The 20065-nt window shown below is 71.2% G+C and carries 22 protein-coding genes; 11 read left to right on the top strand and 11 right to left on the bottom strand.

Going from position 1 to position 20065, the window contains the following annotated elements; translation table 11 throughout:
- Positions 1–41 precede the first annotated feature (41 nt).
- Positions 42–905 carry an ABC transporter permease gene (locus tag OH735_RS33435; RefSeq protein ID WP_406385388.1) on the bottom strand — a complete coding sequence of 288 codons (864 nt, stop codon included), beginning with the start codon at positions 903–905 and terminating at the stop codon, positions 42–44.
- 260 nt (positions 906–1165) lie between these two features.
- On the opposite strand from OH735_RS33435, the gene OH735_RS33430 reads away from it, so the two are divergent.
- Both OH735_RS33430 and OH735_RS33425 read left to right on the top strand, forming a co-directional pair.
- Entirely contained in the window at positions 1166–2188 is a 1023-nt protein-coding gene (locus OH735_RS33430; RefSeq protein ID WP_406385387.1) for a LacI family DNA-binding transcriptional regulator, read from the top strand.
- Positions 2189–2298: 110 nt separating this feature from the next.
- Positions 2299–2730, top strand: coding sequence for a hypothetical protein (locus OH735_RS33425; protein WP_406385386.1), 432 nt, complete (start codon positions 2299–2301; stop codon positions 2728–2730).
- Between the two features lie 6 nt (positions 2731–2736).
- Here OH735_RS33425 and OH735_RS33420 read toward each other — a convergent pair whose 3' ends face one another.
- The 7 genes from OH735_RS33420 to OH735_RS33390 form a co-directional block, all read right to left on the bottom strand.
- Positions 2737–3324, bottom strand: a complete 588-nt coding sequence (locus OH735_RS33420; protein WP_406385385.1) for a GAF domain-containing protein — start codon at positions 3322–3324, stop codon at positions 2737–2739.
- Positions 3321–3881 carry a GTP-binding protein gene (locus OH735_RS33415; protein ID WP_406385384.1) on the bottom strand — a complete coding sequence of 187 codons (561 nt, stop codon included), beginning with the start codon at positions 3879–3881 and terminating at the stop codon, positions 3321–3323. The genes OH735_RS33420 and OH735_RS33415 overlap by 4 nt, the downstream gene beginning before the upstream one ends.
- Positions 3882–4317: 436 nt before the next feature.
- Entirely contained in the window at positions 4318–4689 is a 372-nt protein-coding gene (locus OH735_RS33410) for a DUF742 domain-containing protein (protein WP_406385383.1), read from the bottom strand.
- 2 nt (positions 4690–4691) lie between these two features.
- A complete protein-coding gene (locus OH735_RS33405) occupies positions 4692–5126 on the bottom strand; it encodes a roadblock/LC7 domain-containing protein (RefSeq protein ID WP_406385382.1) in 435 nt (144 codons plus the stop codon).
- 7 nt (positions 5127–5133) lie between these two features.
- On the bottom strand, positions 5134–7116 hold the full coding sequence (locus OH735_RS33400; protein WP_406385381.1) for an ATP-binding protein: 1983 nt from the start codon (positions 7114–7116) through the stop codon (positions 5134–5136).
- Between the two features lie 431 nt (positions 7117–7547).
- Positions 7548–8795, bottom strand: a complete 1248-nt coding sequence (locus OH735_RS33395) for an MBL fold metallo-hydrolase (protein WP_406385380.1) — start codon at positions 8793–8795, stop codon at positions 7548–7550.
- Positions 8796–8895: 100 nt separating this feature from the next.
- Positions 8896–9336, bottom strand: a complete 441-nt coding sequence (locus OH735_RS33390) for a PPOX class F420-dependent oxidoreductase (RefSeq protein ID WP_406385379.1) — start codon at positions 9334–9336, stop codon at positions 8896–8898.
- Between the two features lie 161 nt (positions 9337–9497).
- Between OH735_RS33390 and OH735_RS33385 the strand changes: the two genes are divergently transcribed.
- The 3 genes from OH735_RS33385 (at position 9498) to OH735_RS33375 (ending at position 11231) form a co-directional block, all read left to right on the top strand.
- Complete coding sequence (locus OH735_RS33385) at positions 9498–10061, top strand: carboxymuconolactone decarboxylase family protein (protein WP_406385378.1); 564 nt, start codon at positions 9498–9500, stop codon at positions 10059–10061.
- Positions 10062–10220: 159 nt separating this feature from the next.
- The gene (locus OH735_RS33380) at positions 10221–10427 is read left to right on the top strand and encodes a hypothetical protein (RefSeq protein ID WP_406385377.1); all 207 of its coding nucleotides are present in this window, start codon (positions 10221–10223) and stop codon (positions 10425–10427) included.
- A gap of 192 nt (positions 10428–10619) precedes the next feature.
- Positions 10620–11231, top strand: coding sequence for a TetR/AcrR family transcriptional regulator (locus OH735_RS33375; RefSeq protein WP_406385376.1), 612 nt, complete (start codon positions 10620–10622; stop codon positions 11229–11231).
- Positions 11232–11237: 6 nt separating this feature from the next.
- On the opposite strand, the gene OH735_RS33370 is transcribed toward OH735_RS33375, so the two are convergent.
- Entirely contained in the window at positions 11238–12239 is a 1002-nt protein-coding gene (locus OH735_RS33370) for a DUF6745 domain-containing protein (RefSeq protein ID WP_406385375.1), read from the bottom strand.
- 110 nt (positions 12240–12349) lie between these two features.
- The gene (locus tag OH735_RS33365; protein ID WP_266904720.1) at positions 12350–12676 is read right to left on the bottom strand and encodes a hypothetical protein; all 327 of its coding nucleotides are present in this window, start codon (positions 12674–12676) and stop codon (positions 12350–12352) included.
- Between the two features lie 226 nt (positions 12677–12902).
- Here OH735_RS33365 and OH735_RS33360 point away from each other — a divergent pair, with 226 nt between their 5' ends.
- From OH735_RS33360 to OH735_RS33335, 6 genes are read left to right on the top strand one after another with little or no spacing between them, the layout of a single operon-like run.
- Positions 12903–13859: an STM4015 family protein gene (locus tag OH735_RS33360; protein ID WP_406385374.1), complete on the top strand. Its 957-nt coding sequence runs from the start codon at positions 12903–12905 to the stop codon at positions 13857–13859.
- A 6-nt stretch (positions 13860–13865) separates the two neighbouring features.
- Entirely contained in the window at positions 13866–14837 is a 972-nt protein-coding gene (locus OH735_RS33355) for an STM4015 family protein (protein WP_406385373.1), read from the top strand.
- Positions 14818–15972 (top strand): STM4014 family protein, encoded by a 1155-nt coding sequence (locus tag OH735_RS33350; RefSeq protein WP_406385372.1) that lies wholly within the window; start codon positions 14818–14820, stop codon positions 15970–15972. The genes OH735_RS33355 and OH735_RS33350 overlap by 20 nt, the downstream gene beginning before the upstream one ends.
- A 37-nt stretch (positions 15973–16009) precedes the next feature.
- Positions 16010–16825 (top strand): STM4013/SEN3800 family hydrolase, encoded by an 816-nt coding sequence (locus OH735_RS33345; protein WP_406386855.1) that lies wholly within the window; start codon positions 16010–16012, stop codon positions 16823–16825.
- Positions 16822–18186 (top strand): STM4012 family radical SAM protein, encoded by a 1365-nt coding sequence (locus OH735_RS33340; RefSeq protein ID WP_406385371.1) that lies wholly within the window; start codon positions 16822–16824, stop codon positions 18184–18186. Before OH735_RS33345 ends, OH735_RS33340 begins: the two co-directional genes overlap by 4 nt.
- 8 nt (positions 18187–18194) lie before the next feature.
- Entirely contained in the window at positions 18195–19073 is an 879-nt protein-coding gene (locus OH735_RS33335) for an STM4011 family radical SAM protein (RefSeq protein WP_406385370.1), read from the top strand.
- Between the two features lie 104 nt (positions 19074–19177).
- On the opposite strand, the gene OH735_RS33330 is transcribed toward OH735_RS33335, so the two are convergent.
- Positions 19178–20023: an SGNH/GDSL hydrolase family protein gene (locus OH735_RS33330; RefSeq protein WP_406385369.1), complete on the bottom strand. Its 846-nt coding sequence runs from the start codon at positions 20021–20023 to the stop codon at positions 19178–19180.
- Between the last annotated feature and the right edge of the window lie 42 nt (positions 20024–20065).

The following is a 20065-nucleotide window of genomic DNA, read 5'->3' as shown; positions in this document are numbered from 1 at the left end:
GCCTTCCCGCGACGAAGTAACAAGGAGTCGGTCGGACGGAATCAGTACGTGGTGGTGGCGGAGGTGTCCCGGCGGCTGGCGTGCCACGGGAGCAGCAGGATTTCCGCGATCTCGACGGCGACGAAGAGGACGACGCCGATGAGTGACATCACGAGCAGCCCGGCGAAGAGCATCGGGGTGTCGAGGTTGCCGTTGGCCTGGAGGATCACATAGCCCAGGCCCTCGTTGGCGCCGACGAACTCGCCGACGACCGCGCCGGTCACCGCGAGAGTGACGGCGACCTTGAGTCCCGAGAAGAGATGCGGGAGCGAGGCCGGGAAGCGGATCTTGAGAAAGGTCTGCCAGGGCTTGGCGCCCATCGTCGCCGAGAGCTGGAGCATCTCCGGGTCGACCGCCTTGAGGCCCGTGACCATGGAGATCACCACGGGGAAGAAGGCGATGAGCACGGCGATGAGGATCTTCGGTCCGATTCCGAAACCGAGCCAGACGACGAACAGCGGCGCGATCGCGATCTTCGGTACGACCTGGGCGAACAGCAGGATCGGATAGAGCGTGCGCTCGACGGTCGAGGAGTACACCATGACGACCGCCGCGAGGACACCGACGGCCACGGCGATCAGGAAGCCGAGCAGCGTCTCGTACGTGGTCACCCAGGTGTGCTGCCAGAGATAGCCCGCCTTGCCGGTGAGGACGTCGAGGGTCGCCCCGGGCGACGGGACGAGGTAGGGCTTCACCAGCTCCGCCGCCGAGATCACCCACCAGACGGCGAAACAGGCCAGCAGCAGGGCGAGGGGCCGCCAGCTCTGCTCGGCCGCCCGTGCGAACCGCTCCCCCGCCGAGGGCCCGGCCCGCCGGACGACTCCCGCCGTTTCGGGTGGGCTTTTGGCCAACACACTCTGACTCACTGTGAACTCCCTGCACTTCTGGGGCAGTTGTGGAGACCTGTACGATCCTGCGGTGACGAGAAGGCGCTTTCAGAAAGCGCTTTCTGGTAAGGTTTTCGCCACGCTAATGACTGCCTGCACGCAAGGTCAATAGGTCGTCGACAAGTTTCGCGCCTTCCACCACCGCGCCCTTGGGGGTCGACTTGAGTGAATGGGGAACACCGCACCACCCGGAACCGCACCACCGCGGACCGCGCCACGCCCCTCGCGCGGCGGCGCATGTGACGCTCGACGCCGTGGCCCGGGAGGCCGGCGTCTCCCCCGCCACCGCCTCGCGCGCCCTCAATGGCACGGCCAGGGTGCGCGACGATCTGCGCGAGCGGGTACGGGCGGCGGCGGACCGGCTCGGCTACATCCCCAACGCGCACGCACAGGCACTCGCGAACGCCACCAACAACCGTACGGTTGGCGTGATATGTCATGACGTCAGCGATCCCTACTTCGCCGCCGTGTCCAGTGGTGTGATGCGGGCCGCCGCCGAACAGGATCTGCTGGTGATGCTGGCCTCCACGTTCCGGGAGCCCGCCCGGGAGATCGCCTACGTCTCGATGCTGCGGGCCCAGCGCGCCCGGGCGATCCTGCTCATCGGCTCCGGGTTCCAGGACCGGGCGTGGGAGCGGGCCATGGATGCCGAACTGGCGCCGTACGTACGGGGCGGCGGACGGGTCGCGGTCGTCAGCCGGCACCGCAGCCTGCGGGTGGACACCGTACAGCCGGAGAACCGGGCGGGGGCGGCCGCGCTCGCCCGGACGCTGGTGCGGCTCGGGCACCGGACGTTCGCGGTGCTCACCGGGCCGCCCGCGCTGACCACGGTCTCCGACCGGCTCGCGGGCTTCCGGGAAGGGCTCGCGGAGGCGGGGATCGGGCTCGACCGGGTCGTGGAGGGCGCGTTCACCCGCGAGGGCGGGTATGCGGCGGCCCGCAGGCTGCTGGCCTGCGGCCGGCCGCGGCCGACCTGTCTGTTCGCGGTCACCGATGTGATGGCGGTCGGTGCGCTCGCCGCGCTGCGGGAGGAGGGGCTGCGGGTGCCGGAGGACATCTCGCTCGCGGGCTTCGACGACATCCCGCTGGTACGGGAGTTGTCACCGGCGCTCACCACGGTGGCGCTGCCGCTGACCTCGATGGGCGAGGACGTGATCGCGCTGGCGTTGCGGGAGCGGTCCGCGGGGCAGCGGGCCCGGGTCGTGCGGGTGGCGGGCGAGGTGGTGGTGCGGGCGAGCACGGGAACGCCGCCGGTCGGATGACCAGCGGCGTCCGGGGGTGAGGCCGAGGGGCCACCCCGGGGTCTGTCGGCGGATCAGGGCCGGACAGACCCTATGGGTGGACGAGCACCTGGGAGAGTGCCACGCGTCCCGTGCCCGAGGTCACGATCTTCACCGTGCGGGTCCGGCTGTCCAGGTTCAGGACGGTCGGGCGCAGTGCCTTCCCGCTGACGGTCGCTCACGCGGAGACTCCGTTCGCCCAGTCGGGCCCCGACTGGGCACTGGCCCGTACCGCCGACGGTCTGAGCAGCGCCCTGGTCGCGCTGTATGGCTGGGACGGTGGTGCCGGCAGGGCCGCTGTGGCGCGTGACGTCCAGTCCAACGCGTACGGGCCGCGTTCCGCGATTCCGTATCTGCTCAGCCGGCCGCACCCGGGCGGGCGGAGCGTCCATGTCTCGCTGGTCGCTCTGTCCCGGGACACGGTGCATCCGGCGGCGCTGCGCGACTCGGTGCGGGTGCGGGCGGCGTCGGAGGCCGATTCGGTGGTGCTGACGTTCCTGGACGGTACGACCGTCGAGGTCTGACCTCGGTCAGCCGCCGATGCTGTTCCCCTCCCGCCGGTCGATGTGCCCGACCAGTTCCCGCGCCAGGGACTTGATCATGTCGAGCCCCGCCCTGCCCCATGGGCGGGGCACGGTGTCTACCGCGCAGACGGCGCCCAGGGCGATGCCCGTGCGGTCGATGAGGGGCGCGCCGAGATAGGAGCGGATGCCTATGTCGTCGACCACCGGATTCCCGGCGAACCGCGGGTAGTCGCAGACGTCCTCCAGGACGAGCGCCTTGCGTCGTACGACGACGTGCGGGCAGTAGCCGCGGTCGAGGGCCACGTACCGGCCGGCGCGGCCACTGCCCGCGGCCGTGGCGCCCAGGTGGGAGCCCTTGTGCGTGCCGGCCGGGGTGTGCAGTCCGGCGAAGAACTGCCGGTTCCCGTCGATGAAGTTGACCATCGAGAAGGGCACGTCGGTCACTTCGGCGACCCGGTCGGCGAAGGCGTCGAAGTTGTCGAACGAGGCGTCGGCGCGTTCCCCCAGGCCCAGGGTCCGCAGCCGTTGGGTACGGACGAGGGCGTCGCGGTCGACGGGCGTGAGCAGCAGCCGGCCGGCGGCGTGCCGGGTCACGTGTGGGCTCCGAAGGCGGTCAGCGGGGCCGGGGCGGAGGTGACGTTGATCAGGTGCTGGACCAGGGTGACCAGGGCACCGGTGCCTGAGCTGGCGATCCGGGCGTCGCAGAGCACGACGGGCACGTCCGGTCCGAGGTCGAGTGCGGCCCGTACCTCCTCGGGGGCGTAGCGGTAGGCGCCGTCGAACTCGTTCACCGCGACGATGAAACCGATGCCGCGCCGCTCGAAGAAGTCGACGGCGGCGAAGCACTCCGCGAGCCTTCGGGTGTCCGCGATGACGACCGCTCCCAGCGCGCCCTGGGACAGCTCGTCCCACATGAACCAGAAACGTTCCTGGCCAGGGGTGCCGAACAGATAGAGCACATGCTGCTCGTCGAGGGTGATGCGGCCGAAGTCCATCGCCACGGTGGTGGAGGTCTTGGACTCGATGCCGTCGAGGCTGTCGGTCGCGGCGCTGACCTGGGTCAGCAGCTCTTCCGTGCTGAGCGGCGCGATTTCGCTGACCGCGCCGACGAAGGTCGTCTTGCCGACGCCGAACCCGCCTGCCACCAGCACCTTGAGTGCTACGGGAAAGCCTTCGGAGGCGTCGGGCCCGGCGGAGTCGTAGCCGCCGCCGACGTCATGGGAATCGCCGGAGCCGTGGGAACCGCCGCCGTCATAAGAACCGTCCGAGCCGTAGCAATCGTCGGAGGCATAAGAATTGTCGGAACCGTAGGAACTGTCGGAGGCATAGGAACTGTCGGAGCCGTACGCACCGCCGGAGCCGTAGGAACTATCGGAACCGTACGCACCGCCGGAGCTGCCGTGGCCTTCCGGATACCCGTGGCTTCCGGGTCTCCCAGAGCTCCCGTGGTTTCCATGGCCCCCATGGCCTCCATGGCTCCCATGGCTCCCTTCGTCTCCATGGCAACCGTGTTCTCCATGGCTTCCGAGACTTCCGAAGCCTTCGGGGCGTGCGCTGTTCTCGTACGCGGCTGAGCTGCCGAAGCCGTCAGAGCTGTCGTCGTAAGCCATCGAGCACTGCCTCCAGCAGAGATCGGTCGGTGGGCATGTCATGGAAGGCGGGCGGGTGGGCGGTGACTGCTCCGCAGTCCACCAGGTCGGAGACGAGCACCTTGGTGACGACCGCGGGCAGCCGCAGATGGGCGGCGATCTCGGCCACCGAGGTGGGGCCGCCGCACAGCCCCAGCGCGACGGAGTGTTCGGGACCGAGATGGACCTGTGGCTCGGTCCCCGTGGCCATCACCAGGGAGAGCAGATCGAGCACGGCCGTCGGGCGGGTCCGGCCGTTGCTCACGGTGTACGGGCGGATGAGCCGGCCGGCCGCGTCGTCGAGCAACGGCGCGTCCTGCGGAACCGACACCCTCACAGCCCCGTGGTGCTCGGGGCCCCGGCCGCCTGTCTTGCCGGAGTCATCAGGTAGGGCCGGACGCTCTTGACCAGCATCGTCATCTCGTAGCCCAGCACCGCCGCGTCCGCCTCACGGCCGGCGAGGACGGCGAGGCACGTGCCCGAGCCCGCGGTTGAGACGAACAGCAGCGTCGAGTCGAGCTCGACGACCACCTGGCGTACGTCGCCACTTTCACCGAAGCGCGCGCCGGCGCTGCGGCCGAGCGAGTACAGGCCGGCGGCCAGCGCCGCCATGTGGTCGGCGCTGTCGGCGTCCATGCCGTGGAGGGATTTCACCAGCCCGTCGGCGGAGAGAAGGACTGCGCTGCGTGTGTACGGGACGCGCCGGACCAGTCCGCTCAGCAGCCAGTCGAGGTCCGAGACCTGACCGGACGACATATCGGTCGCCATGGTGCATCTACTCCTTGGAGGTGTTCGTTTCGAGGGGGTCGGTGGTCCCCGCCGCGTTCGTGTCCGGGGCCGGGGCCTGGGGGTGCGGGGCGACGGTTGCCGTGAGTCCGCGTACCGGCAGCGGTTCGAGCGGGGCCTGCGGCTGCCGGGGCTGCGGGGCAGGCGCCGGTGCGGGGCTCGGGTCCGCCGCCCGGGCGGTGTCCGCCTCGGATTCGGCACGGGCCTCCGCGAGTTCGATGCCGCGCCGGAAGGCCGCCATGAGTCCCGGGTCGTGCAGGGCCTGTTCGTTCTCGCTGCGTGGGGCCGGTGCCTCCCTGAGCTGTGGGACGAGGTGCTCCTGGTTGGCCCGCCTCGGGAGTTGGGGGCGGCCCATGGTGCCGCGTACCACTCCGGGCTCGGGGTGCGGTGCGTCGCGGTGGAGTGCCTCGGGTGCGTCGTCGGTGCCCCGGATTCCGGGACCGGCCTCGGCCGGGGCGGGGCGGTCGAGGCGCTCCGCGCGCAGCGGGAGCGGTGGGGCTTCGCCCTGGCGTCCTGCCTGCTGGGCCGGTTGATGCAGGCGCAGCGGCTGGCTGGGGACGTAGGCCTGGCGGTTGGTACCCGGCTGCGGACTCGGGGCGGGGCCCCGGTCGGGTCCGGGACCGAGGCCGAGGTCCGGGTTCGGCCTGCGGTGGCTGCCGGTGGCGTCCTCGGCCGGTGGCCGGTGCACGGGACCGGGGGGCGGGACCGGGGCCGCGTAGCCCCCGGCCGGAACATCACCGTCCAGGCCCAGGAGGGACTGCGGGAGGACGAGTACGGCCTGTGTGCCGCCGTAGATGTTGCTCTGGAGCCGGACCGCGATGCCGTGCCGCCGGGCCAGTGACGCGACGACGAACAGGCCGATCCGGCCGTCCTGGAGCAGATGGGCCACGTTGACCTGGTCGGGGTCGGCGAGCAGGGCGTTCATCCGCTGCTGCTCGTTGCCCGGCATGCCGAGGCCCCGGTCCTCGACCTCCAGGGCCAGCCCGGCGGTGACCTGCTGGGCGCGCAGCAGCACTTGGGTGTGCGGGGCCGAGAACACCGTGGCGTTCTCGACCAGTTCGGCCAGCAAATGGATCACATCGGCGACGGCGTGTCCGCGCAGTGTGCCGTCGATCGGCGGTACCAGTTTGACCCGCGGGTACTGCTCGACCTCGGCGATCGCCGAGCGCAGGACCTCGGTCATGGTGACCGGGTTGCTCCACTGCCGCCGGGAGACGGCGCCACCGAGGACGGCGAGATTCTCCGCGTGCCTGCGGATGCGGGTCGCGAGATGGTCGACGTGGAAGAGGCCCTTGAGCAGATCGGGGTCCTCGACCTCGTGCTCCAGCTCGTCGAGCAGCTGGATCTCGCGGTGGACGAGCGACTGGAGCCGGCGGGCGAGGTTGACGAAGACCTCGACCTTCTGGTCCTCGCCGGTGTGGTCGGAGAACCGGGACGCCTGCACGACCGCGGCCACGGCGACTTCCTGCTGGCGGCCGAGTTCCTGCGCAAGCAGTTCGAAGGCGTCGCTGCCGGGAACGGCGGGCTGCGCGGGCCGCCGCGCGGGTACGGGCTCGCCGTTGCGGAGCTGTTCCACCACCCTTTGCAGTTCGGCCTGGCCGTGGGCGCTGGCGCGGCGGAGCGCCAGGCAGCGGCCGAAGACGGTGGTGGCGACGCGGTTGGCCGCGAGATACGCGGCCAGCACGGCGGCGAGGGCCAGCGCACCGGCCCCGCCCAGCCCGATCCACAGTTCGGTGGACGGCCGGGCTCCGGTGGAGCGGAGGGTGAAGACGACCGCTGCGGCTCCGCTCAGCACCGCGGCGACGGCCGGCAGCACCGCGGTGCGCAGGAGTTGGGGCCGTATACGCGCCTCGGTGGACGGTTGGGCGGCGCGCGGCCTGGCCGTGGCCGAGTGGGTACGGGCACCCGGTCGGCCGTGCCGTCCGCCCTCTCGGCGTTCCGGTCGCGCTTCGGGTGCGCGAAGTTGAGACATCAGTGTCCTCGGTACGTGGCGCACCAGGAATCGGCGTTCCTGCGGTGGCACCTACGGTTTGCTCAGGCTCGGTTCATCGGTCCGGCAGGCTCGCAAGACATGAGCCCACCGTTGATCGCCGCGCACACACGGTAGTCGTCCATCACGCAGGTGCGACGGGCAGTTGTCGAACTTGCCCACCATCCGTCCCGCTCCGGTATGAGATCTCGCACAAGAGACCGATTACGCCGCATTGACACCTGGTCGACGGACACCCGAACGGCCTACGGCGGCGACTCCTGGACACAGCGAACGGCTCGGCCCGCCCGGTCGTACCGGACGGGCCGAGCCGTCTGAATGTTTCTCGTATGCCGCGGGTTCCGCGGGCCTGGTTGTGCGCGTGTTCCGCGTGAGTGGTGTGTACGCCGCACCGGGGCACGTCCCGGAGCGCGCTACGCCGTCGGCGCCACCTCGGCGTGATCGGCCTCCGCCTCCGCGTCCTTTGCGGCTGCGCCCACACTGCTCACCGGAGCGACGGAGATGTCCGTGATCCGCGCAGCCGCCACGGGCCGGCGCTCGACCGGCTGCGGAGCCACCGGGCGCCACCACGGCTCGGCGGGGATGGTCTGCGCCGTGGGCTGGAAGGGCTCGCCGGGGCGCGGCAGGGCGACCCGGGCGCCCGCGTCCTCCGCCGCGGCGAGGGTGCCCTCGCCCGGCTCGGCCCATGGGTGCGGGGCAAGGTTGAAGGTGGCCCAGTGGATCGGGAGCATCACGCCGAGCGGGGTGCCGCCCTGGAGGTCCAGATGGGCCCGCATGCCCTCGGCCGGGGTCATGTGTATGTCGGGCCAGTACTCGGAATAAGCCCCGATCTGGATCATCGTCGCGTCGAACGGGCCGTGTTCGGCGCCGATGTCCTGGAAGCCGGGGAAATAGCCGGTGTCGCCGCTGTGGTAGATCCGGTGTTCGGGTCCCGCGACGGCCCAGGACGCCCAGAGCGTGTGCTGCTGGTTGCGCAGGCCGCGGCCGCAGAAGTGCCGGGCCGGGGTGGCGGTGAGGCCGATTCCGGCGATCTTCGTCGTCTCGTTCCAGTCCAGCTCGCGCATCCGGTCGGTGGGCACGCCCCATCGCTCCAGGTGGGCGCCGACGCCGAGCGGTACGGCGAAAGCCGTGTCCGTGCCGGCGAGGGCCTTGATCGTCGGCAGATCGAGGTGGTCGTAATGATCGTGGGAGATCACCACCGCGTCGACGGAACCGAGCGCGGCCAGCGGCAGCGGCACGGGATGCAGCCGCTTGGGCCCGGCGAAGGAGAAGGGCGAACAGCGCTCGCCCCACACGGGGTCGAAGAGCACCCGGCGGCCGTCGATCTCGGCGAGCACACTGGAATGGCCCATCCAGGTGAGCCGCAGCCCGGTGGCGGGCGGCTCGGCGAGGTCGGCGTAGGTGGTCGCGTGCACGGGCACGGTGCCGGCCGGGGCCCTGCGCGCCCGATCGTCCTTGCGGAAGTAGACCTTCGCGAACTCCAGGGTGGATCCGGACGGCCTGGTCCGCGCCCCCACGGGGTTCTGAAAGACGCCGTCGGCGAAGTTGGGGGAGCGGCGGATGCGTTCCATGCGGGCACCGCCCGGATCGGCGCCGAATGCGGCGGGGCGCAGCGATCGCAGCCGGGTGCGGAGCGGAGGGAAGGGGGCAGCGCCGTTCACAGCATCTCCTGAGGGAGTCGGTGTCGTCTCATTATGGGTGGGGGGTACGACAGTGCGAGCGGAACGGCCGACGGGCCGACGGCCGCCGGGCCGTTCCCCTTCAACCACGCGGCTGCCCGTACGCGTGCTCGATGCGCAGTCGCAGCACGACCCGACGGTCGCGGACCATGGCGCTGCGGTAGTCGTCCCAGTCGGGGTGTTCGCCCTGGACGTCGCGGTAGAGCGTGATCAGCTCCTCCACCGTCGCGTCGTGCGGATCGTCGGCGACCGGGGACAGCTCGGCAGAGCCGTCCACGACCGTCCACGCCCAGCGGTCCGCACTGGTGACGTGGTAGCTCGCCCGTGGGTCGCGGCGGAGGTTCTTCGTCTTCGCGCGGTCCTCGGTGATCGAGACGCGGACGATGCGCTCCTCGGGATAGTAGAAGTGGTTGACGTTGGACAACTGGGGTCTGCCGTCGCGCCTGAGCGTCACGAGCACTCCGCCGCTCTCCTCGCCGAGCAGCCCGAGCAGCGCTTCCTGCTGTGCGTCGATTCCCGTCATGCCGGATCCAACGTCCGTGCCCGCCACAGGATTCCGGATCCGGCCGCACTCCCGTGTCACATCCGGGAGGTCCCCATCCGTCACACCCGTGAACGCAGCCCGCCGACGGCGTCCCACGACGCTGCCGGCCGGTATCCGAGCCGTACCGAAGGAGACCGGTCATGACCGCCCGCATCTCGCTCGACCCGCCCCGCAGCCTCCTCTTCCGCGCCGTTTCGTGGTACTCGAACCGTACGTACGGCAAGGTGATCGATCCGCTGCGGGCCACCGCCCACCACACCGGAGTGCTGTGGGCCGGGAGCCGCTTCGAACTGGCGGTGGGTCGCTGGAAGAAGCTGGACCCGCAGCTCAAGGCGCTGGCCGTCATGGCTTCCGCGACCACCATCGGCTGCAGCTGGTGCATGGACTTCGGCTACTGGGAGAACCACCGTCACGGCATGGACCCGCGCAAGCTGCGTGACGTACCGGTGTGGCGCGAGAGCGAGGCGTTCAGCCCGCTGGAGCGTGACGTCATGGCGTACGCGGAGGCGATGAGCCTCACCCCGCCCGAGGTCGGGGACGAGTTGGTGGAGCGGCTGCGCACCACGCTCGGCGAGGCGGCGCTCGTCGAGCTGACGACCATGGTCGCGGTGGAGAACATGCGTTCCCGCACCAATTCCGCCCTCGGTCTGACGAGCCAGGGCTTCAAGGACCGGTGCGAGGTGGAGCGCCCCATGAGCAGCTGACCGATGTGACCGAGCTGGTCGCCTCGGGCCACTCGGACACCGATACGGACTCGCTGCGCATCCTTGTCGGCAGCGCCGCGTCATCGTCGGCGGCCCCCGGAGCCCCGAAGGGCGCGCGGGTCATCGCGGCCTTCCCGGCCACGGAGACCACCGCGCTCAGTGCCGAAGAAGTCGGCCCACACCGTCTGGAACCAGCTCGGCACGGAATCGCGCACGCGCACCGAGGGCATCGGCCAGGTCTGGCTCGACGGCAGATTGCGGGCCACGCTCGACGGCAGCGACTGGAAGCAGGCCGCGGCGGCTCGCGGGCCGGACGGTCGCTGGAAGGTCACCGTGCCGGCCCTCGGACCGCCAAGGTCGATCTGAGGTCCACCGTCACGGACACCTCCGGTGCTTCGCTTACGGAGACCCTGATCGACGCATACAACTCCGGCTGCGCCGACATCTGGTGCTGATGGTGCGGGCCGGTGTCCCGGGCATCGGATGAACAGGGGGCGGGGCCGTACGCGGCTCCGCCCCCGGCCTGCGCGGCCACCGCGCATTCGTTAGGGTGACGCCGTGGCGAGAGTACGGCTGAGCGTGGCGGAACGACGCGAGGAACTTCTGCGCGCTGCCGTCGAGCAGATCGAGGTGCGCGGGGTCGCGGCGGTACGGATCGCGGACGTGGCCTCCGTGCTCGGCGTGAGCAACGCGCTTGTCCTCTACCACTTCTCGACCAAGGAGAAACTGGTCGCGGCCGCCTTCGCGCATGCCGCCGAAGCCGACCTCGCCCACCTGCGCAAGCTGCTGAGCCGCCGCACGAGTGCGGTACGGCGGCTGCGCACCGCCGTCCGCTGGTACGCGCCGACGGGCCGGGCGAAGGGCTGGCGGCTGTGGATCGAGGGCTGGGCGGCCTCGCTGCGCGACCCGGCGCTGCGCAACGTGGCCGGCGATCTCGACCAGCAGTGGAAGGCCGAGCTGGCCGAGGTCATCGAGGAGGGCGCCGCCGCCGGTGAATTCCACTGCGACGACCCGATGTCCGTGGCCTGGCGGCTGACTGCCCTGCTGGACGGCCTGGCCGTGCAGATGACGTCGTACGCGGGCCCGCTCTCCCGGGCCACGATGCTGGCCTGGACCGATGAGGCCCTCGCCCGCGAACTCGGCATCGATCACGCGACGCTGACGGCCTGAAACGCCTCAGGTCTGGCGCAGCGGCGCGTACACCTCTTCCTGGAGTCCGAACGTCCAGGCCACACCCGCCTTCGCGGTCCTCGTGGCGGGCGGCACCCGCAGCCAGTAGGTGCGGTGGGTTCCGTCCGGCTCCGGGGTGGAGTTGACCACCTCGACCATCACCACGTCCTCGTCGCCGTCCAGCGCGATCCGCCACAGGACTCCTGTCTCGTCCCGGTGGACCGGCTCGGCGCCCGACTCGGTGAGGTAACGGTCGTACCCGTAGAACTCCAGCATGACGCGGCGCAGTTCCGCGTTCTCCTCCTCACGTATCCGTTCGGGGGTCAGGGAGTTCAGTTCCGCGAGGAACTCGGCGGGCACGGGCATGCCACGCCAGGCGTGCAGCGCGAAGCCGTCGCGGTAGGCGAGCGCCGGGCCGTCCCCGCGGTCCAGCCGGCCCGCCTCGTCGCGGTGCAGCGCTTCCGGTCGCTCGCTGATCACCACGACACGCTCGTAGGGCCACCACCAGCCCGCGTGCCTGGCCACCTGGGCCAGACCGTCCAGCCGGTCACCCCGGCCGTCGAACGCGGCGAGCCAGGCCGCGTCGTGCTGGCCGAGGACCGCGTCGAGCAACACCAGCCGGACATCTGACTCGTCCTCGGGGCGCTCCGCGAGGTCCGCGACGACACCTGCCCTGATCCGCTCGGCGAGCGCCGCCGTGGTCTCCCAGAGCTGCGCCCCCGTGGCGGACCACAGGGCGGACCAGCCCGCCGGGCCCAACTCGTCGTACATCCTGCGCCGTTCCTCCGCCCAGGGCCGGGTCCGTACCTCGTCACGCACCGAGCGTCCGGCGTCGACGAGTTTCTCCACGGCCTCCACGGCGGCCCTGGGCGAGTCGACCCAGAGGATTCGCTCCGGCTCGGCAAGTCCTGCGCTGCGGTAGGCGAGCCGCAGCCCGTCCTCGGCCGCGGCCCGGTCCGCCGCGCCGGTCGCCGCTGCCACGGCCCGCCATGAGTCCACGTACTGCATCGGTCTTCCCCGTCCCTGAATTCGGTGTTCGTGTGCGGTGTTCGGTGGTCTGCGTTCTGCGTTTCGGTGTTGTGCGTTCACGCGTTGCGGGTCGTGCGCCTCGGCCCGCCTCAGTCCGCCACGATGCGGACCGCCCCCGGCGCGTACTCCCGCTGGCGCACCACGCGGTACCAGCCCTTCGACAGCGGTATCGCCGCGTGCTCCTCGTGCACCACCCGCCCGCCGTCGGGAAGGTGAAGCAGCATCGGCCCGAAGGCTCCCGCCTCGCGCATCAGCCGGCCCGGCCCCTGAACCGCGTGTGCATGTCCGGTGACCTCGCCCAGCGCGAGGATCATGCGCCCCCGGCCGTCCCTCGGTTCGCCCGGCGCGTCCACGAGATGCGCGGGCACCGCCGACTCCTCCAACGACACGATCAGTACATCGCCCTGCCGGTACACAGACGTCTCCCCTCGATGGCCGCACCCGTTGTGCCGGCCACGAGAAAAACGCTAAGGGAGGGGTCTGACAATCGACCGGCGGCGGGCTCCCGGCGGTCGGCTCCCGGCGACCGGCTCCCGCGGGAGCCCGCGGGCACGTCCGGACCGTCCCGGTCGCGTCGTTGTCAGTGCGGCTTGATACACCTTGCAGACATCAGCCGTCCCCCAGTACCAGGAGCTCAGGGTCATGTCCGGTGTGGACCATCTGCACGAGTTGCTCGGCCTTCCCGCGGTCGATTTCCAGCACGCGACGGGTGAAGTGCCCGCACAGGCTGCCGACGCGGTGGCCTGGCGCATCTCGGTCGATCCGTACGACGACGAGTCCGAGACGACCTGGGAGGAGGCGTTCCAGGCGTTCCTCGCGGCGGTCGACCCGGCCGGGGTCCGTGCGCTGATCATCGGTCAGTGGGGCGAAGCGTATGACAAGACCTCGTCCTACCCGATCGACCTGATCATCGGCGCGGCCGATCGGCTCACCTCGCTGGAGGCCGTCTTCGTCGGCGACATGATCCTGGAGCAGAACGAGATCTCCTGGATCGAGCAGTCGGATGTCACGGCGCTGCTGACGGCCTTCCCGGGACTGCTCGAACTGGGTGTGCGCGGCGGCTCGGAGCTGGTCTTCCCGCCGTCGAAGCACGAGCGGCTGCGCTCGCTGACCATCGAGACCGGTGGTCTGCCGGTCGGTGTGATCCGCGGCATTCTGGACAGCGAACTGCCCGCGCTGGAGCGGCTCGATCTCTGGCTCGGCGTCTCCGCTTACGGGGGCGACGCCGATGTGGCGGACCTGGCGCCGCTCCTCTCCGGCTCCCGTTTCCCCCGGCTCACCCACCTCGGCCTGCGCAACAGCGAGCTGCAGAACGAGATCGCGACGGCCGTCGCGGGCGCCCCGGTCGTCGCCCAGCTGCGCGTCCTCGACCTGTCGAACGGCACGCTGGGCGACGAGGGCGGGGCGGCGCTGCTGGACGGCCAGCCGCTCACCCACCTCGAACGGCTCGATCTGCACCACCACTTCATGACCGAGCAGATGGAGCGCCGGATCGCTCGGGCGCTGGAGCCGCACGGCGTGCGGGTCGATGTGTCGCAACGCGAGGAGCCCTGGGGCAACCGCGGCGTCGAAGGCCGCTACACCGCGGTTTCGGAGTGACGGGCGATGACCGACATCGAACACCCCGAGACATTTCACGGTCTTCCCGTCCTGACCCTGCCGGGACCTGACGGTGCTCGCGCCGAGCCCCTCCCTGCCGCCGACTCGGTCGCGTGGCGGCTGGAGAGCGACTGGGACGGCGATCCGACGTTCGCCACGATCTGGCAGCACTTCCTGGACACGGTCGACACCTCGCGTGTCCGGGCCCTGCTGATCGGTCCCTGGTGGCACGGCGACTACGAGTCCATCGCTCCGGTCATCGAGCTGCTGACCGGTCACGCGGACCGCTTCCCGGCCCTGCGGGCACTCTTCCTCGCCGATGTCGTGAGCGAGGAGTGCGAAGTGTCCTGGCTGGTCATGTCCGACATCACCCCGGTGATCGAGTCGTTCGGACAGCTGGAGGAGCTGACGGTACGCGGGGGCGGCGAGCGGATCGAGGGCCGGACGACACTCGATCTGCGGCCGGTGCGGCACACGTCGCTGAAGAAGCTGCGGTTCGAGTCCGGCGGTCTGCCGTCCGGCGTCGTGCGGGCGGTCGGGACTTCGGAGCTGCCCGCGCTGGAATACCTGGAACTCTGGCTCGGCGTCACCGAGTACGGCGGGGACGCGACGGTCGACGACCTCGCTCCGCTGCTGTCCGGTGCGGCGTTCCCCGCACTGCGCCATCTGGGGCTGCAGAACAGCGAGATCCAGGACGAGATCGCGGCCGCGGTGGCCTCCGCACCGGTCGTCGCCCAGTTGGAATCGCTCTCCCTCGCGATGGGGACCCTGAGCGACGAGGGCGCCGAAGCGCTGCTCTCCGGCCAGCCGCTCACCCATCTCACCTCGCTGGATCTGCACCACCACTACATCAGCGACGCGTTGGTGGAGCGTCTGGCGAACCTGCTCGGTTCCGACCGGGTGAACGGTGAGATCGACGAGGTCGAGTACTGGGATCCGGAAGAGGACGACGAGCGCTATGTCGCCGTCAGCGAGTAGTACGGCCGGCCCGGCGCCGCGCTTCGCCGTCGTGGGGGTGCCCGGGAACCGCCGGGTCGCGCTCTTCCAGGACGCCGTGCGCGCCGCCGGGCTGCCCGCGGCGCGTGTCGTGTCCTGGCTGGACGTCCTGCGCGGCGAGGCCGCCTTCCGGCCGGGCCAGACCGTGCGGATGGACTCGCCCGGTGAGGACACCGAGGTGGAGCGGCTGCTCAGGGCGGTCGGCGATCCGACCAGGGTCGAGGGGACCGCCCTGTGGTACGCCCGGTTCACCGAGGCCGTACGGGCGGTGGCGCGGGCGGCCGCCGCTTCCGGTGCCGTCCTGCTGGACGACCCGGGCGATGTCGCGGTGCTCTTCGACAAGCGGCTCTGCCATGCCGTGCTGGACGACGCCGGAGTGCGGGTGCCCGCCTCGCCGACTTCGGGCGCCGCGGCGCCCGTGGTGCGCGGCTGGGCGGACGTACGTGAGCGGATGACGGCCCACGGCATGCCCAGGGCCTTCGTGAAGCTCGCGCACGGCTCGTCCGCCTCGGGGGTCCTGGCCGTCGAGACGGCCGGGCCCGGCCGGGTCAGGGCCACCACATCGGTGGAGCGGGACACGGCCGGCCGGCTCTTCAATTCGTTGCGGGTGCGCCGCTGCACGACGGAGCGGGAGGTCGCGGCGATCGTCGACGCCCTCGCGCCGGACGGGCTGCACATCGAGCGCTGGCTGCCCAAGGCCACCCAGTGCGGCCGGGCAGCGGATCTGCGGGTCGTGGTGGTGGCGGGCCGGGCCACCCATGCCGTCGTGCGCACCAGCCACTCCCCCATGACCAATCTTCACCTCGGCGGCACGCGCGGAGATCTCGACGAGGTCCGTGCCGCCGTCGAGGCCGCGGGCGGCAGCTGGTCCGAGGCCCTGGCCCTGTGCGAACGGGCCGCGGCGTGCTTCCCGGACACACTGTGCGTGGGCGTCGATCTGCTGCCCGCGACCGGCTGGCGGCGCTTCGCCGTCGGCGAGGTCAACGCCTTCGGCGATCTGCTTCCGCGACTGACCGGACTCCCCGACAGCGGCGCCGAGGGCCAGGACACCTACGCGGCGCAGGTCGCCGCCGTACTGAACAGAGCAAGGAACCACCGTGCAACCGCCACTCCCTGACACCGCGCCCGCCCTCGCGGAGGCCCGGAACCCGGACATGAGCGAGATCGTGGGCAGCCACGACCTGCTGCTCGTCACCCTCGACACGCTCCGGTACGACGTGGCGGCGGAGCTCGCCGCGGCCGGTCGCATCCCGCATCTGGCACGCCATCTGCCGGGTGGCGCCTGGGAGAAGCGGCATGCGCCCGGCAGCTTCACGTACGCCTCCCACCAGGCGATCTTCGCGGGATTCCTGCCGACCCCGGCCGGCCCGGGGCCGCACCCCCGGCTGTTCGCGGCACGTTTCGCGGGCAGCGAGTCCACCGCTTCGGGGACCTTCGTCTTCGACACCCCCGATCTGCTGTCCGGACTGGCCGGTGCGGGGTACCGCACGGTGTGCGTCGGCGGTGTCGGTTTCTTCAACCGGCAGGGCCCGCTGGGCTCGGTGCTCCCCGGCATGTTCCAGGAGAGCCACTGGGAACCGGAGTTCGGTGTCGCGTCGCCCACCTCGTTCGAGGCTCAGGTGGCCCGCGCCGAACAGGTCGTCGCCGAACTCCCCGCCGAGCAACGGCTGTTCCTCTTCGTCAATGTGTCCGCCCTGCACCAGCCGAACTGGTTCCACCAACCGGGTGCCACCCGCGAGGCGGGCGATTCCCGCGCCACCCACGCCGCCGCTCTGGAGTACGTCGACGCGCACATCGGCCGGCTCTTCGCCGCCGCGAGCAGCCGTCGCCGCTGTTTCGCCATCGTCTGTTCCGACCACGGAACGGCGTACGGGGACGACGGCTACACCGGTCACCGGCTCGGCCACGAGTCCGTCTGGACCATTCCGTACGCGCACTTCTTCCTGGAACCGGAGGCCACCGCATCATGAGCCGCACCACGACCGTCGCGCGGTCCGCCCGCCCGTACCAGAGCTATGTGTACGCCTATCCGCACAAGACGGCCTACCGGCCGCTCGCCGAGCGGCCGGTGCTGCGCGAGCTGTGGGCGGCCGAGCGCAAGGACGCGCTCTCGCTCTATCTCCACATCCCGTTCTGCGAGGTCCGCTGCGGATTCTGCAATCTGTTCACCCGGATCGGCGCTCCCGACGAGCTGACGACCCGCTATCTCGACGCGCTGGACCGGCAGGCCACCGCCGTCCGCGACGCGCTGGGCGACGCGGAGCCGGTGCGGTTCGCCGCGGCGGCGTTCGGCGGGGGCACTCCCACGTTCCTGACCGCGGCGGAGCTGGAACGGCTCTGCGACATCGCCCAGAAGCGGATGGGCGCCGACCTGCGGGCCGTTCCGCTGTCGGTCGAGACGTCGCCGTCGACCGCGACGGCCGACCGGCTGGCCGTCCTCGCCGGCCGCGGTACGAGCAGGATCAGCATCGGAGTGCAGAGCTTCGTCGAAGCCGAGGCGCGTGCGGCCGTGCGACCGCAGCGGCGCGCCGACGTGGAGGCGGCGCTGGACCGGATACGTGATGCCCGCATCCCGGTCCTCAACATCGACCTGATCTACGGCATCGACGGGCAGACCGAGGAGAGCTGGCGCACCTCGCTGGACGCGGCGCTCGGCTGGCGGCCGGAGGAGCTGTACCTGTACCCGCTGTACGTCCGCCCGTTGACCGGTCTCGGGCGGCTCGGCGCGGACGGCGAGGCGGCGGCCGACGCCGCCTGGGACGAGCAGCGGCTGCGGCTGTACCGCGCCGGCCGCGACCATCTCCTCGCCCACGGCTACGAGCAGGTGTCCATGCGGATGTTCCGCCGCGCGGACGCCCCGCGGACGGACGGCCCCGACGACTACGCCTGCCAGACCGACGGCATGATCGGCCTGGGCTGCGGTGCCCGTTCGTACACCTCGAAGCTGCACTACTCCTTCGACTACGCGGTGGAGATGCGGGAGGTTCGGGCCATCATCGACGGCTACGCCGCCACCGAGGACTTCTCGCGCGCCGAGGTCGGCCGGTACGTCGACGGCGACGAGGCGCGCCGGCGCCACCTCCTGCAGTCCGTCCTCCAGGCCGAGGGGCTGCGGCAGGCGGACTACCGGGAGCGCTTCGGTACCTCCCCGGCCGATGACTTCCCCGCCGAACTGGCCCGGTTCGAGGCGCGCGGCTGGCTCGACGCGACGGCCGGGGCGTCCGGACTGCTGCGGCTCTCCCCCGAGGGCCTGGCCCACTCCGACGCACTGGGCCCGGAACTCTTCTCCCCCGGTGTGCGGGCCGCGATGGCCGCGTACGAACTGAAGTGAGCGCGCCCATGGACCTGACCATCCTCTACCGCGGCCCGCTCGCGTCCTGCGACTACGACTGCCCGTACTGCCCGTTCGCGAAGCGGCGCGACAGCCGGGAGCAATTGCGTGCCGACCGTGCCGCGCTGGAGCGGTTCACCGCGTGGGCCGCGGCGCAGACCGGTGACCGGATCTCGGTCCTGTTCACCCCCTGGGGCGAGGGCCTGGTCCGCTCCTGGTACCGGCGCGCGCTGGTCGAGCTGGCGGGGCTGCCGCACATCGGCCGGGTCGCGATCCAGACGAATCTCAGCGGACGAACGGGCTGGCTGGCGGAGGCGGGTGGGGCGGGCCGCGAGAAGATCGCGCTGTGGTGCACATACCACCCGGGGCAGACGCCCTACGAGCGGTTCCTCGCCAAGTGCAAAGAGCTGACCGCGCTCGGCATTCGCCACAGTGTCGGTGTCGTCGGGCTCGACGGCCATCTCGAAGAGGCCCGGCGGCTGCGAGCGGCGCTGCCCGACGAGGTCTATCTCTGGGTGAACGCCGCGGAGGGGCACACCTATACGGACGAGGAGGCGGAGCGCTGGACGGCCGTGGACCCGCTCTTCCCGTACAGCCGGCATCCGCACCGCTCGGCCGGACTGCCGTGCCGGACGGGCGAGTCGGTCATCTCGGTGGACGGTGACGGCACGGTGCGGCGCTGCCATTTCGTCCCGGCGGAGCTCGGCAACCTCTACGACGGCAGTTACCGGCGTGCGCTCGGCCCGCGCGTCTGCCCGCTGGCCGTCTGCGACTGCCACATCGGCTATGTGCATCTGGAGACGCTGCCGCTGTACGACATCTTCGCGGGCGGCGTGCTGGAGCGGATACCGGCCCGGCCGCTGTCGCCCCTCGCCGGACTGGCCTGATCCGCCGAACCGGCCTGAGACCCCGGGCCCGTCCGGCGGGCGGGAACACCACGGTCGCGGCCGCGGTCGTGAGCCGCCGGACAGACCCGGAAGCGGCGGCAGGTCTAGAGCGGCAGCAGGTCCGGCCGCTTCGCCTCGACATGGTCGCCGGAGGACTCGCCGCGCAGCCGCCGGCCGATCCACGGCACCAGGTACTCGCGCGCCCAGTGGATGTCGTCGCGCCGTACTTCGAGCGTGCCGCGCTGCGGCTGCGGGGGCCATTCCTGGTCGGGGTCGGCCGGCACGTCGAGGCCGAGGACCTGGGCGGCGCGCAACGCGACCCTGGTGTGTCCCTCGGGCGACAGATGGAGCCGGTCGTCGTCCCAGGCGCGCCTGTCCTGGACGGACCGCAGCGACCACAGGTCGAGGACCGGGCAGTCGTAGCGGTCGGCGATGGACCGCACATGGGCGGTGTACGTGGCGATCTTGCCGCGCAGATGGCGCAGCACGGGAACGCCACGGGTGTCGAAGCCGGTGGTGACCATCACGGTGCCGACCGATTCGGTCAGCTCGGCGACCGCGCGCTCGAAGCGCTCGGCCACGTCGTCGGGGTCGGTGCCGGGCCTGATGATGTCGTTGCCGCCCGCGCAGAAGCTCACCAGGTCGGGTGCGAGCTCCTTGGCGCGCGGCACCTGCTCCTCGACGATCTGGTCGAGGAGGCGTCCGCGTACGGCGAGATTGGCGTACGTGAAATTCCCGTGTGCGGAGCCGTCGGTGCTCGATTCCGCGTCGGTGTCCGGGAGCTGGTCCGCGAGAAGTACCGCGAAACGGTCCGCCCAGCCGACGAAGGTCCCGTCCGGACCGGGGTCACCCACTCCCTCGGTGAAGCTGTCGCCAATCGCTGCGTACGACCCGATGACGCCATGCCGGTTGATGACGCCACGTTGATTTTTTCTCGAATCGTCTGCCACAAACGCTTATCCTGCACCGCCGAATGTGACCTACGCGACCGT

It is taken from the genome of Streptomyces sp. NBC_01618, assembly GCF_045209435.1.
In the GTDB taxonomy this organism is placed as follows: domain Bacteria; phylum Actinomycetota; class Actinomycetes; order Streptomycetales; family Streptomycetaceae; genus Streptomyces.
This window is presented reverse-complemented; position numbering and strand designations above follow the sequence as displayed.